Annotated in this window: 8 protein-coding genes and 1 pseudogene; 4 read left to right on the top strand and 5 right to left on the bottom strand. The window is 35.5% G+C overall.

Annotated features, from left to right (window positions below; translation table 11 throughout):
- The 3 genes and pseudogenes from K8V80_RS11365 to K8V80_RS11355 all read right to left on the bottom strand — a co-directional run.
- Nucleotides 1–262 (bottom strand): annotated as a pseudogene (locus tag K8V80_RS11365) (IS3 family transposase); the annotation flags it as partial.
- A 107-nt stretch (nucleotides 263–369) separates the two neighbouring features.
- On the bottom strand, nucleotides 370–3,921 hold the full coding sequence (gene nifJ / locus K8V80_RS11360) for a pyruvate:ferredoxin (flavodoxin) oxidoreductase (RefSeq protein WP_006745692.1): 3,552 nt from the start codon (nucleotides 3,919–3,921) through the stop codon (nucleotides 370–372).
- 28 nt (nucleotides 3,922–3,949) lie between these two features.
- Nucleotides 3,950–5,128 carry an ATP-binding protein gene (locus K8V80_RS11355; RefSeq protein WP_006745691.1) on the bottom strand — a complete coding sequence of 393 codons (1,179 nt, stop codon included), beginning with the start codon at nucleotides 5,126–5,128 and terminating at the stop codon, nucleotides 3,950–3,952.
- A gap of 216 nt (nucleotides 5,129–5,344) precedes the next feature.
- On the opposite strand from K8V80_RS11355, the gene K8V80_RS11350 reads away from it, so the two are divergent.
- A complete protein-coding gene (locus K8V80_RS11350; RefSeq protein ID WP_276778128.1) occupies nucleotides 5,345–6,523 on the top strand; it encodes a hypothetical protein in 1,179 nt (392 codons plus the stop codon).
- On the opposite strand, the gene K8V80_RS11345 is transcribed toward K8V80_RS11350, so the two are convergent.
- Nucleotides 6,480–7,964, bottom strand: a complete 1,485-nt coding sequence (locus K8V80_RS11345; protein ID WP_276778125.1) for a glycoside hydrolase family 10 protein — start codon at nucleotides 7,962–7,964, stop codon at nucleotides 6,480–6,482. The two genes, K8V80_RS11350 and K8V80_RS11345, sit on opposite strands and share 44 nt — an antisense overlap.
- 122 nt (nucleotides 7,965–8,086) lie before the next feature.
- Here K8V80_RS11345 and K8V80_RS11340 point away from each other — a divergent pair, with 122 nt between their 5' ends.
- Nucleotides 8,087–8,320, top strand: a complete 234-nt coding sequence (locus K8V80_RS11340) for a hypothetical protein (RefSeq protein ID WP_276778124.1) — start codon at nucleotides 8,087–8,089, stop codon at nucleotides 8,318–8,320.
- Nucleotides 8,321–8,323: 3 nt separating this feature from the next.
- Complete coding sequence (locus K8V80_RS11335) at nucleotides 8,324–8,809, top strand: outer membrane beta-barrel protein (protein ID WP_006745687.1); 486 nt, start codon at nucleotides 8,324–8,326, stop codon at nucleotides 8,807–8,809.
- Nucleotides 8,810–9,111: 302 nt separating this feature from the next.
- Here the strand turns inward: K8V80_RS11335 and uvrA are convergent, their stop codons facing one another.
- A complete protein-coding gene (gene uvrA / locus K8V80_RS11330) occupies nucleotides 9,112–11,892 on the bottom strand; it encodes an excinuclease ABC subunit UvrA (protein WP_276778120.1) in 2,781 nt (926 codons plus the stop codon).
- Between the two features lie 213 nt (nucleotides 11,893–12,105).
- On the opposite strand from uvrA, the gene K8V80_RS11325 reads away from it, so the two are divergent.
- Complete coding sequence (locus tag K8V80_RS11325) at nucleotides 12,106–13,611, top strand: glycoside hydrolase family 10 protein (protein ID WP_276778118.1); 1,506 nt, start codon at nucleotides 12,106–12,108, stop codon at nucleotides 13,609–13,611.
- Nucleotides 13,612–13,626: the final 15 nt, after the last annotated feature.

Below are 13,626 nucleotides of genomic sequence, written 5' to 3'. Positions count from 1 at the left end.
GCATCTCTATTTGAGCTTCGAGCTTAACGATTTTTAGGTCTTTGGGTTTATTCATAGGATAGGATATTTTATATATAACATCTGTACTGCCATATTTGATTACCCACTGACGGATAGTATCACTACCTTGTATTCTATATTTTCGACTTAAAGCGCTATAAGAGATATCGGTTTCTTCATATTCCTGAACTACGGATAATTTAAAGGGCATACTATAGTCTTTTTGACTACGCCTAACATACGGTCTTTCTTTACTTTTCATAATGGTTTTGAGTATAGTGTAACGCTATGTTAGGACTAGACATTTTAAACAAAAAAAAGAGGATGTGACCTTTTGACACACCCTCTTTTTTGTTATATGAATTTTAATTATTCAGCTTTTTCGCCATTCCAATCTAGATTAGCCATGCGGACATAGTTTTTGTATCTCCACTTAGCGTTTTCTTCAGCAGCAGCAAATAGTTCTTCTGCTTCTTTTGGATATTGTTTTCTTACTGATAGGTAACGAACTTCACCCATTAAGAAGTCGTGGAATTTATCCCACTCAGGTTCTTTCGAGTCAATTACAAATGGATTCTTACCTTCAGCTTCTAGTTCTGGATTATATCTCCATAAGTGCCAGTAACCACATTCAACAGCCTTAGCTTGTTCTGCTTGAGTTTTACCCATACCAGCTTTTAAACCGTGGCTAATACATGGTGAGTAAGCAATAATAAGAGATGGTCCTGGATAAGCTTCAGCTTCACGAATAGCTTTTAATGTTTGAGCTTGATTTGCACCAATTGCAATTTGAGCAACATAAACATAGCCATAAGTTGTAGCCATCATACCAAGGTCTTTCTTACGTACTCTCTTACCAGAAGCAGCAAATTTAGCGATTGCTCCTAGAGGAGTAGCTTTAGAAGATTGTCCACCAGTGTTAGAGTAAACTTCAGTATCAAGTACCATAATGTTTACATCTTTACCGCTAGCAATCACGTGGTCAAGACCACCAAAACCTATATCGTATGATGCACCATCACCACCGATGATCCATTGTGAACGTTTAACGATGTATTGTTTTAGACCAAGAATGTCTTTGCAGATATCGCAACCACAAGCTTCAGCTTGAGGAACAATCTTATCAAATAGTTCTTTTGTCTTATCAGCATTGTCTTTGTTGTCAATCCATTCTTGGAATAGACCTTTAAGTTCATCTGAGCAAGAAGCACAAGATTGAGCTTTAGTCATAAGGTCTGCTAGGCGTTCGCGCATTTTGCTATTAGCCAATTCCATTCCTAGACCAAATTCACAGAAATCTTCGAATAGAGAGTTAGCCCAAGCTGGACCTTCGCCTCTTTCGTTTGTTGTGTATGGAGTAGACGGTACAGAACCAGAGTAGATTGATGAACATCCAGTAGCGTTAGCAACCATTTGACGGTCACCAAATAATTGAGTAATCAATTTAACATATGGAGTTTCACCACAACCAGAACATGCACCAGAGAATTCAAATAGAGGAGTTGCAAATTGTGAGTTCTTCACATTCGCTTTTACATCCACTAGATGTTGTTTAGTTCCCACTTTATCTGCACAATATTCCCAGTTTGGAGCTTGTTCTAATTGAGATTCTAGAGGTTTCATTTCAAGAGCTTTTCCTCCCTTACGTGGATTACCTGGACATACATCTGCACAGTTACCACAACCCAAACAGTCAAGAACGTCTACTTGGATACGGAAAGTCATGCCATTAAATTGTTTACCTACAGCTTTTAATGATGGGAAGTTTGCACCTTTTTGTTCTTCTTCATCTAATACGAATGGACGGATTGATGCGTGAGGACAAACATAAGCACACTTATTACATTGGATACAGTTTTCAGGATTCCATTCTGGAACGAAAGCAGCAACACCACGTTTTTCGTAAGCAGCTGTTCCTTGTTTCCATGTACCATCTTCTATACCTTTAAATGTAGATACAGGAAGAAGGTCACCATCTTGTGCGTTGATTACACGAACTACTTCATTGATAAATGCTGGGTCGTTGTTTGTTTCAACTTCTTCGTCAGGAAGATTAGCCCAAGCAGGATCTACAGTTAGTTTTTCGTATTCACCACCGCGGTCAACAGCAGAATAGTTTTTATTAACAACATCTTCACCCTTACGTCCGTAAGATTTCACAATGAATTTCTTCATTTGTTCTACTGCAAGATCTACTGGAATTACTTCTGTAATACGGAAGAATGCAGATTGAAGAATTGTATTTGTACGGTTACCAAGACCAATTTCTTGAGCAATCTTAGTAGCGTTGATATAATAAACAGTAATATTACGTTTAGCAAATAGTCTCTTAATCTTGTTAGGTAAGTGTTTTGCTAATTCTTCACCACTCCAAATTGTATTAAGAAGGAATGTTCCGTTTTGTTTTAAACCTTTAGTAACATCATACATTCTTAAATAGGCTTGTACGTGGCAAGCAACGAAGTTTGGTGTATTTACTAGGTAAGTGGAACGAATAGGATCGTTACCAAAACGAAGGTGAGAACAAGTGAAACCACCTGATTTCTTAGAGTCGTATGAGAAATAAGCTTGACAGTGTTTATCTGTGTTGTCACCGATAATTTTCACTGAGTTTTTATTAGCACCAACTGTACCATCAGCACCCAAACCATAGAATTTAGCTTCATACATACCATCACCGCCAAGAGCGATTTCTTCTTCTTGTGGAAGAGAAGTGAAGGTAACATCATCAACGATACCAATAGTAAAGTGATTTTTAGGCATAGCTAAACCTAAGTTTTCGTATACTGCTAGGATTTGTGCTGGAGTAGTATCTTTAGAAGATAGACCATAACGTCCACCTACGATAACTGGAGCATTTTCTTTTCCGTAGAAACAGTCTTTTACGTCTAAGTATAGAGGTTCGCCATTAGCTCCTGGTTCTTTAGTACGGTCAAGAACAGCAATACGTTTTGCTGTTTTTGGAACTGCAGCTAAGAAATGTTTAGCAGAGAATGGACGGTATAAATGTACAGCTACAAGACCTACTTTTTCTCCATTAGCATTTAGATGATCTACTGTTTCACGAATAGCTTCTGTAACAGAGCCCATTGCAATGATAACACGATCAGCATCTTCAGCTCCGTAATAGTCAAATAGACCATATTTACGACCTGTAATCTTAGTGATTTCTGCCATATATTCTTCCACGATTGCAGGAACAGCTTCGTAGAAACTGTTAGCTGATTCTCTGTGTTGGAAATATACATCAGGGTTTTCTGCCATACCACGAGCTACTGGTTCGTGTGGATTAAGAGCTCTTTCTCTAAATTCTTTAAGAGCATCTTGATCTATCAAGTGAGCTAAATCTTCATTTTCCAACATTTCGATCTTTTGGATTTCGTGTGATGTACGGAATCCGTCGAAAATGTTCATAAATGGAACTCTTGATTTAAGAGTTGCTAGGTGAGATACCGCTGCAAGATCCATAACTTCTTGAACAGAGCCTTGTACTAACATAGCAAAGCCTGTTTGACGAGCAGCCATAACGTCTTGGTGGTCACCGAAAATTGATAATGCTTGAGTAGCTAATGCACGAGCTGAAACGTGGAATACACAAGGTAGTAGTTCACCAGCAATCTTATACATATTAGGAATCATCAATAATAATCCCTGTGAAGCTGTATAAGTTGTTGAAAGAGCTCCTGCTTGTAGAGATCCGTGAAGTGCACCTGCTGCACCTCCTTCAGATTGCATTTCTTGTACCAATACTGTCTCGTCGAAGATATTCTTACGACCAGCCGCAGCCCATTCGTCTACGTATTCAGCCATGGTAGAAGAAGGAGTAATAGGATAAATCGAAGCTACTTCTGTGAACATATATGATATATGTGCAGCAGCTTGATTCCCATCACAAGTAATGAATTTCTTCTGTTTAGTCATAACTAATATTATTTAGTGAAAAATTGAGTTAATATAAAAAGCCAAATAACCAAAGTGGAATTTGATTATTATGACCTATTTCCAACTGATGCACCGCATAGGTGATATCAGTGTTGTTTTTATGGATTTGCTCCTTCAAGCAAATCTTAAATGGCATTTTTTCATCAATGATGTAAGAGATTTGTCTGTTTCCTTGATTTACAGAGTGATCTTTCCACATGCAATTCACGAAAAAAGTTTCTATAATGTCATATTCATCAACTTTTATAGGGTAAATACAATACATTAAACTTGTATTATGCATCATTACTTTAGATGGTTTCTTAGGGAAAGATTCTCCTATAGGATAAACCATGTTGATCAGTCGTGCATCTGCAAGATACTTAATATAGTTCATTACCGTAGCTCTAGATGTCTCAATTATTTTTGCTAATTGGCTCACATTTGGAGCTCTAGGTCCATCAACAGCTAAAGCGTAAAGAAGTTTTTTTATTTTAGCTAGATATTTTAGTTCTATTTGTTTTATCAGTAAAATATCAACTTCTACCATCATATTCATAGTTTTAAGTAAGTTCTCCGAGAAATTTCTTTTTTCTAAGAAGAACGGGTAGAAACCATGATGAAGATAATCTTGAAGATAGTCTAAAGGTTTGACTTTTGATACAATCCCTTTGGCTATTTTTTCATGTGAGGTAAGTATTTCTTCTAGAGAATAGGATTGAAACTTCATACCTGTCTGATAGTTAAGGAATTCACGAAAGGAGAAACCTCTGAGATTATAACTCTTTACAATGTTATTTAATTCAGGATTTTCTGCTTTTAAACGCATTACGGAAGATCCTGTAAATATTATTTTCAGGTTTGGAAATCTATCATAGCATTTTTTAAGTTCTTTACTCCAATCTTCGTATTTGAAGACTTGATCAATTAAAAGAACTTTACCTCCTTGTTTTTGGAATTCATCAGCAAAGTCTACTAAGCTATGCCCAGAAAAATAGAAGTTGTTCATGTTTATATACAAGCAAGAACGATCTGTTCCAAATTTTTCTTTGGCATACTGTAATAGAAAAGTAGTTTTACCCACTCCACGTGTTCCCTTTATACCTATTAATCGATCACTCCAGTCAATTTCATCCATTAAATCTCTTCTGATGGGTGCATTGATATGCTCGATTAGATAGTAGTGTGTGCGGTAGAATGATTCCATGCTATAATTTAGTTTTATACACGAGGCAAATATACTTTAATTTTTAGTTATTGCAAAGTGGACATTGCAAAATAATATTAATCTAATAGATCTCTTGTGTTCTGATATTTTGACTGATTTTGAGAGAGTAACAACCTATATTATCGATTTACAGCTAAGTATAGTTTATAGTCTATTATATTAGATGTACTTTTGCCCTAAAATTGATTTGTTTTTATGAGAAGATTATATCTGTTTAATCCAGAATCCGATTTAGCCTTAGCCAATAATGATGAAAATTATATGCCTCCTCAGTCTGCGAGAAAGCTGGCAAAAGATTTGGCTTTATTGCCTCTATGGTATGCTGAAAAGGATAGTCTTATTCTAGCCGAATCATATCCTAATACCGAGTATCTAGAGTGGATACAGAGTATATTGCCTATAAAGGTAGATTTACTAACTTATCCTGAGGCTTCTCACCTAAGTGATATACAATTGTCACCCTGGGGCTGGAATAAAGCCATAAATAAATTTTTTAAGCAATTAGGATTAAATACATATTGTCCAACAGATGATTATTTATCTGCCCTTAGACACTTAACTCGCCGAGATATGGCAGCTCGTCTTTTGAAGCATTTACCCAAATATGATTTTATCTGTGGTTCTTCACAAATATTAATGAGTAAGCCTGATTTAGAATCTTTTCATTCTGTAAATGATAGTTTTATATTAAAAGCTCCAATTTCAGGAAGTGGTAAGGGGCTAAAGTGGTGTAGGAGAGGATTGGATGAGGCTGCTCTAAAATGGTTTAATCGCACCATTGCTCAGCAAGATTCAGCGATTGGAGAACCGATCTATTCTAAGGAACTGGATTTTGCAATGGAGTTTGAAATTATATCCTCTAGTGAAATTCATTTTATTGGATATTCTTCCTTTGAGACAAATGCTAATGGAGCTTATATAGGTAATAAATTAATTTCTGATGTCTCTTTTCTTGAAGATATAGAAAGAAAATATGGATTGAAAAAAGCTCTTCTGCAAATACAACGGGATATAGAAAAACTAGTATTACAATTCTATGGAACAGATTATAGAGGTTGTTTAGGTGTTGATATGATGGTGTGTCAATTTGAAAGCTACCCTTGTTTTCGGATACATCCTTGTGTTGAAGTGAATTTAAGAATGAATATGGGCATACTAGCTCATCAATTGTATCATAGATATATAGATTGTAATAGTACGGGTATTTATAAAATAGATTATTCTAAAAAAATGGATGTTTTATATCAGCAGCATTTACGGATGCAAAAAAAATACCCTCTTGTGATTAAAGAGGGTAAAATTGTAGAAGGGTATTTAGCATTATGTCCTGTTACTCGTCAATCTCAATATCATGCATGGATTCTAATTGAATAGCTTCACTCTCATTTCCATATCGGTCTATTGCTGTAACTGCAAAATACTTATACTTGTTGATTGGTAGTATGGGAGTATAGACATAGTTTGTACCTTTTATATATGTTGCTAATATGTTTTCAGCCTTAGATGTATCGACAGGTTGCTTGTCTGATTGATAAATAATATAGGTTGGCTTGTTATGCTCATCATTGTCTTTACTTTCACTCCAAGATAGAATAGCCGATTCTTCCGTAATTTTAAGTTTTAAGTTTTGAGGTTTGTTCGGAGCTATCTTGTCAAGCCAAGGCATTGCAGGTATTAAAGCGGGATACTTATAATGGTTATTTACGAGAGAGGAGTAAACTCCTTTAGTATCATCTGCTAAAAATTGAGCTCTAAAAAAAGCGTGTCCTTCTAAATGATTATCTCTCACGAAATAAAGTTGACGCTGGACTTCTTCTTTCGCCCAGTTCCCTTCTTTTTCGTCTAAGAAATAAATACCTAGTCCCGAAATAATATGTCTTCCTTGGCTTTGCTCTTTCCAATCAAGGGCAAAAGGATAAAAGTTATTTCCTCTAAAGTACATCATAGGGTATATTTGGTCTTGAATACCCATTTCAAGCCATTTAAATACATCTTGGTACACCTCATTGTAGGCATTCCAGCCCTTTGCAGAATAATGATTGGTGTCGCTATGTTTGCCAATAGGGCAGGTACTTACCTTAACCCATGGTTTTACACTTTTAATTTCGTGATAGGTATGACTAAGTATCTGAGTGATATTGTCTCTTCTCCATTGAGCTTTATCCACACCTTTACCATATTTCTGATAATCTTGATTGTCGGGGAATTTGGCGGAGCGATCAGGGTATCTGAGGTAGTCAAAATGGATACCATCTACATCATATCGTTCAACAATGTCTTTTACTATTTTACCTAAATAATATTTTGATTGTGGATTACCTGGGTTTAGATACCAGTAAGATCCTTGTCTGATAAATAACTTAGGTTCTTTTTTAATAGGAGATTTGGCTCCTAAACTTTTATGAAAACTTACACTACCTATGGGGATACCCACCACCCAAGCATGCAGCTCCATGCCTCGCTTATGACTCTCTTCAATGGCAAATTGGAGTGGATCATATCCAGGATTTCCATTTAACCTACCAGTAAGTGATGAACTATAAGGTTCATGTTTTGAAGGATAGGTAGCATCTCCACGTCCTCTTACTTGAAAAAGTATTGTATTAAAATTAGCTTCTTTAAGAAGATCCAATAATTGTATCAACTCTCTCTGTTGTTGCTTCATGGAAGAGGGTGTTTGAGCTAATGTTTGAGGCCAATCTAAGCGATATGCAGTAGTAATCCATGCAGCACGTACTTCTTGTTTGGGTTGTGCTGAAACAAATGTTCCTAGGGAAAGTAAAAGGAGTAATATATAGGTTGTTTTCTTGATCATAAAGAATGTATTAAGTCATTGTATAAGGCAAAGATAAATAGATTTCTCACTTTTATACATGAAAGTGTAAGAATATAATTAATGCCTTTGTATCTTTGTTGGTTAAGATATAATATGTATAAATGATGAAAAAGAAAAGGAAAAAATCAAATTGGATAGTAGGAGCGCTGTTAATTTATACCACATTAGTTGCCTTCTATTTTTTAGTTTTTGTAGAAAGACAAAATACAATGGAAGAGTATCTGACTATTGGCTTTTCTTATTTAATCATCTTAATTTTATGGTTTGTGCTTCGTAGGAAAGAGAAATATGCACAAGAGCGAGAAAAAGAGATGGGTAACCCTGATAAAAAATAAAATATGAAGAAATTATTATTACTAGTTGTTTGCTTACTAACAACTATTGGAGCAAGTGCTCAGTTTGAAGAAGGTAAATTTATTGTTAATACTTCTATTACTGGTCTAGATTTATCATATAGTAGTGGATCAAAAGGACACTTTGGTTTTGAAGTGGGCGGCGGTTATTTTTTACAAGATAATTGGGCAGTTTTAGCAGATCTAGGTGGTGACTGGTCTAGTCCTGTGGATAAATATAAGCTAGCTGCTAAAACAAGGTATTATTTTGATAATATTGGAATCTACCTAAGTGGTGGTTTGCAGTTGAGTAGTATTCAGTACAAACATATGGATAAGACTAATGACTTTGCTTTTTTATTAGAAGCTGGTTATGCTTATTTCTTGAGTAAAACAGTTACTATTGAACCAGCAGTATATTGGGATTTGAGTGTGAAAGATAGTGATAACTCAAAGATTGGATTGAAGATAGGTTTTAGCTTTTATTTTTAATCTATCACATAAATAGAAACTAAAAATGGTCAATCTAAATTCTTTTGGATTGGCCATTTTTCTATTAGTGGTCTCTTGAAATAAAGTAAATAAAGAGAGTTGTGCTTGAATTTCTTATTGTAAGTCTTAGGCAAGTACTAACTAGATCCCTGACATGATGATGACATGTCGGTGTCAAAGCAATCTCATGACACCGATATGATGCTTTATCATCCCTAGCATAAATGACTGGTATCTTATTGAGTAACATATAAAAACGGAGGTAAGCACATATAACTTACCTCCGTTTTGTATCTGTTTTTTTATTCTTTGTTTTCTAGTTTTTCTTTTAAGAAATATCCAGTGTGGCTTTTAGGGTATTGAGTTATTTCTTCAGGAGTGCCAGTGGCTATTAGTTCACCACCTTTATCTCCTCCATCTGGTCCTAAATCAATAATATAATCTGCACACTTGATCACATCCATATTGTGTTCAATAATTAAGACAGTGTGACCTCTTAGGATCAAAGCATCAAAAGCTTCTAATAGTTTTTTGATATCATGAAAGTGAAGTCCTGTTGTAGGCTCATCAAAGATGAATAATGTAGGTTTAGCTTTTTCCTGACTTAGATAAAAAGCTAGCTTGACACGTTGGTTTTCACCTCCCGATAGAGTAGAAGAAGATTGTCCTAGGCGAATGTAACCCAAGCCAACATCTTGGAGAGGTTTGAGCTTCTTCACAATCTTGGGCTCTTTATTCTTCTCAAAAAACTCAATAGCTTGATTTACGGTCATTTGTAAAATATCGTAAATATTTACTCCATGATACATAACCTCTAAAGTGTCTTGCTTGAAGCGTTTGCCGTGGCATGATTCACATTGCAAAACAAGGTCGGCCATAAATTGCATTTCCACTGTAATGGTTCCATCACCTTTACACTCCTCACATCTTCCTCCTTCACTATTAAAACTGAAGAAACCTGGTTTATATCCCATTTGCTTAGAAAGAGGTTGGTTAGCCCATAACTTACGAATTTCATCATAAGCTTTTAAGTATGTGGCTGGATTAGAACGAGATGAACGCCCTATGGGGTTCTGATCTACAAACTCGATGTTATCTAGTAACTTTATATCACCTGTCAACTCAGTAAACTCTCCTGGTCTATCTGTGTACTCATCGAGTTGTCTTTTTAATGCTCTAAAGAATATATCTTGTACTAAGGTACTTTTCCCCGAGCCAGAAACACCTGTAACTACAGTCATTACATTAAGAGGGAATTTTACATCAATACCTTTAAGGTTGTTTTCTCTAGCTCCTTTAATCTCAATATAATTATTCCAAGGCCTTCTGTGTTGAGGTACGGGTATCGTTTCTTCCCCAAGAAGATATTTTACTGTATAACTATTACTATTGGGTTGCAAGTTATTCATATCTCCTTCGTAAACAACTTCACCACCTAGCCTACCAGCTTTCGGACCTATATCAATGATATAGTCGGCTGCCCGTATTATTTCTTCATCGTGTTCTACAACAACTACTGTGTTGCCTAGATCTCTTAGCTGTTTTAGTACATTAATAAGTTTATCAGTATCTCTACTGTGTAAACCGATGCTGGGTTCATCTAGAATGTATAAACTACCTACGAGGCTACTACCCAATGAGGTAGCTAGGTTTATTCTTTGGCTTTCTCCTCCCGAGAGAGAGTTGCTTAATCGATTTAGAGTAAGATAACCCAAACCAACATCAATAAGGAACTGGATGCGGCTAGTAATTTCAGTCAATATTCTAGTAGCAACCTTCAATTCATATTCAGAGAGTTCTAGATGTTTAAAAAATAGGCTAAGTTCGTTTATTGGCTTATCTACTAATTTAGTAATACTCAAACCTCCAACTTTAACATAATTCGCTTCAGGTTTTAAGCGAGTGCCTTTACATTTAGGACAAGTTGTTTTTCCTCTATAGCGAGAAAGCATAATACGGTACTGTTTCTTGTACTGGTTTTCTTTCAGCATACTGAAGAAATCATTGATCCCTTCAAAATATTGATTGCCTTCCCATAGAATATTTTTTTGTTCTTCTGTGAGTTCATAATAGGGTGTAAATATTGGAAAACCAAACTTATCTGCATTGCTGATCAGTTTATCTTTCCATGCACTCATCTTTTCACCTCTCCAGCAAAACACTGCATTTTCGTAAATAGATAATGCTCTGTTGGGTATAACAAGGTGTTCGTCTATGCCCATAACTTTACCAAAACCTTCGCATTCAGGACATGCACCAATGGGGGAGTTGAAGGAGAACATCTGATCGGTGGGTTCTTCGAACTCAATGCCATCAGCTTCAAACTTATTACTAAATGAATGAGTGATATTTTCTCCGTTGGGAAGGAAGAATCGAAGAATACAATTTCCTGCACCCTCATACAATGCAGTTTCTACAGAATCTGTTAATCTACTAATTGTATCTTTACTATTATCGACTTTCATTCGATCGATTAATAGATGTACTTGGTCTTGTGAGTTGGGGGTATAAGCATCAATACGAATAATTTCTCCGTTGACTTCTACTCGGTTAAATCCTTGTTTTAGATCCATATCCAACTGCTCCTCCAAAGTACGATCTTGGCGTACAAGGACAGGGGTAAGAATTGTAAATTTTGTACCTATTGGGTAAGACAACATACATTCTACGATGTCATTCATAGAGTGTTTCTTAACTTCTTTACCACTGATAGGACTGTATGTCTTGCCTACTCTGGCATATAATAGTCTTAAATATTCATATATTTCGGTAGATGTACCCACTGTTGATCTTGGGTTTCTGCTATTTACTTTTTGTTCGATGGCAATAGCAGGAGGAATACCTTTTATAAAGTCACATTCAGGTTTACTCATTCTACCTAAGAACTGACGTGCATAACTTGATAAGCTCTCTACATATCTACGCTGCCCTTCAGCATATAATGTATCGAAAGCTAAAGATGATTTTCCAGAACCTGATAACCCAGTAATAACCACAAGTTTATTCCTAGGAATATCAACATCTATATTTTTCAGGTTGTTTACACGAGCTCCTTTAATTGATATATAGTTCCCTTCGGCCATTTAGTTCCTTCTTTTTGATTGAAATGCAAAGTTAATGTTTTTGTACCTCTTTTTACCCATAATTGAGTAAGTAGATTTTTATTAAACTTCTTATGATATGCTAATTGCTTTAATAAACAAGTTACATAGTATAAAGTGTTTGCAGTTTTTACTTTTTATAATGAAAAGAGGTAATAAAAGTATATATTTGCTGCGAACTAATTAAAATAAGCAATGAAGAGTAAAATACCTTTTTTTATACTGATTATTTTTTTGATATTCGGATTCTCTGGAGATCTACTGGCTCAAAAGTATCCGAAACGAGAGTTTAGAGCGGGTTGGATACAGATTATTAATGGACAATTTCAAGGTTTATCTACAGCACAAGCACAACAGCGTTTACTGAATCAATTAGATGCTTTAAAAAAAGCAAACATGAATGCTGTTATTTTTCAGATTAGAGCTGAAGGTGATGCCCTTTATGAATCCAACTTAGAACCTTGGAGTAGATTTCTTACTGGACAACAAGGGAAAGCACCTAATCCTTATTGGGATCCTTTGGCTTTTATGGTAGAAGAATGTCATAAGCGAGGTATGGAATTACATGCATGGATAAATCCATACAGAGCTATGATGAATATAAATAAAGAGTTAGCTTATTCTCATCCCTATATAAAGTACCCCGAGCGTTTTATTCAATATGGAAATCAATTGTTTTTTGATCCAGCCCTTCAAGAAAATAGAAATTACATTTGTAGCATTGTAAGTGATATTGTAAATAGATATGATGTCGATGCGATACACATGGATGATTATTTTTATCCTTATCCTAAAGACGGGATAGAGTTTAATGATGATCCTAGTTTTAGAAGGTTAGGCTCTGTATATACAAATAAGGGTGACTGGAGAAGGGATAACGTGAATCTGTTGATTAAGCAAATTCATGAGACCGTAAGAGAGATTAAACCATGGGTTAAATTCGGTGTAAGTCCTTTCGGGATCTATAGAAATGAACGCTCTAATCCATTTGGAAGTAGAACCAATGGCTTACAAAACTACGATGATTTATATGCTGATGTCTTATTATGGGTCAATAAAGGTTGGGTAGATTATAATATTCCTCAAATCTATTGGCATGTAGGACATCCAGTTGCAGATTATCAAGTTTTAGTAGATTGGTGGGCTAAAAACAGCAGTAATCGTCCACTTTTTATTGGACAATCTGTTCCAAATACTATTCAGCATGCTGATCCCAACAATCCAAATATGAACCAATTACCTCTGAAAATGCGTATTCAGCGTTCATATCAGTCTGTCGGTGGTAGTTGTCAGTGGCCTGCTACATCTGTAGTAGCCAATGAAGGTAGATATTTAGATGCTTTAGTATCTGAATATAATAAATATCCTTCCCTTGTACCTGTATTTGATTTTATGGATGATAAAGCTCCAAAATCTGTTCGTAAAGTTAAAAGTCTTTGGACGATAGATGGATATATGTTATTCTGGACAGCACCAAAGGCAAAAACATTAATGGATGAGGCTATACGCTACGTGATTTATCGTTTTGAAAGGGGGCAGAAGATAGACCTAGAAGATCCTTCTCATATTGTAGCCATTACACCCAATGAGTACTATAAGTTGCCTTATGTGGATGGTCAGAAAAAATATACTTATGTAGTTACAGCTTTAGACCGATTACATAATGAGTCTAAATACAAGAGAAAGAAAGTGTCTCTATAGTATTTTACTTTATTG

This window comes from Bacteroides coprosuis (genome assembly GCF_020741705.1).
Classification (GTDB): Bacteria; Bacteroidota; Bacteroidia; order Bacteroidales; family Bacteroidaceae; genus Bacteroides_E; species Bacteroides_E coprosuis.
The sequence above is the reverse complement of the archived record's forward strand: the minus strand, read 5'-3'. Positions and strand labels throughout refer to the sequence as shown.

Excerpts from the sequence above, each read along its gene's own strand:
- nifJ (WP_006745692.1), bottom strand. The coding sequence starts at position 3,921 with ATGACTAAACAGAAGAAATTCATTACTTGTGATGGGAATCAAGCTGCT.
- K8V80_RS11355 (WP_006745691.1), bottom strand. The coding sequence starts at position 5,128 with ATGGAATCATTCTACCGCACACACTACTATCTAATCGAGCATATCAAT.
- K8V80_RS11350 (WP_276778128.1), top strand. The coding sequence starts at position 5,345 with ATGAGAAGATTATATCTGTTTAATCCAGAATCCGATTTAGCCTTAGCC.
- K8V80_RS11345 (WP_276778125.1), bottom strand. The coding sequence starts at position 7,964 with ATGATCAAGAAAACAACCTATATATTACTCCTTTTACTTTCCCTAGGA.
- K8V80_RS11340 (WP_276778124.1), top strand. The coding sequence starts at position 8,087 with ATGATGAAAAAGAAAAGGAAAAAATCAAATTGGATAGTAGGAGCGCTG.
- K8V80_RS11335 (WP_006745687.1), top strand. The coding sequence starts at position 8,324 with ATGAAGAAATTATTATTACTAGTTGTTTGCTTACTAACAACTATTGGA.
- uvrA (WP_276778120.1), bottom strand. The coding sequence starts at position 11,892 with ATGGCCGAAGGGAACTATATATCAATTAAAGGAGCTCGTGTAAACAAC.
- K8V80_RS11325 (WP_276778118.1), top strand. The coding sequence starts at position 12,106 with ATGAAGAGTAAAATACCTTTTTTTATACTGATTATTTTTTTGATATTC.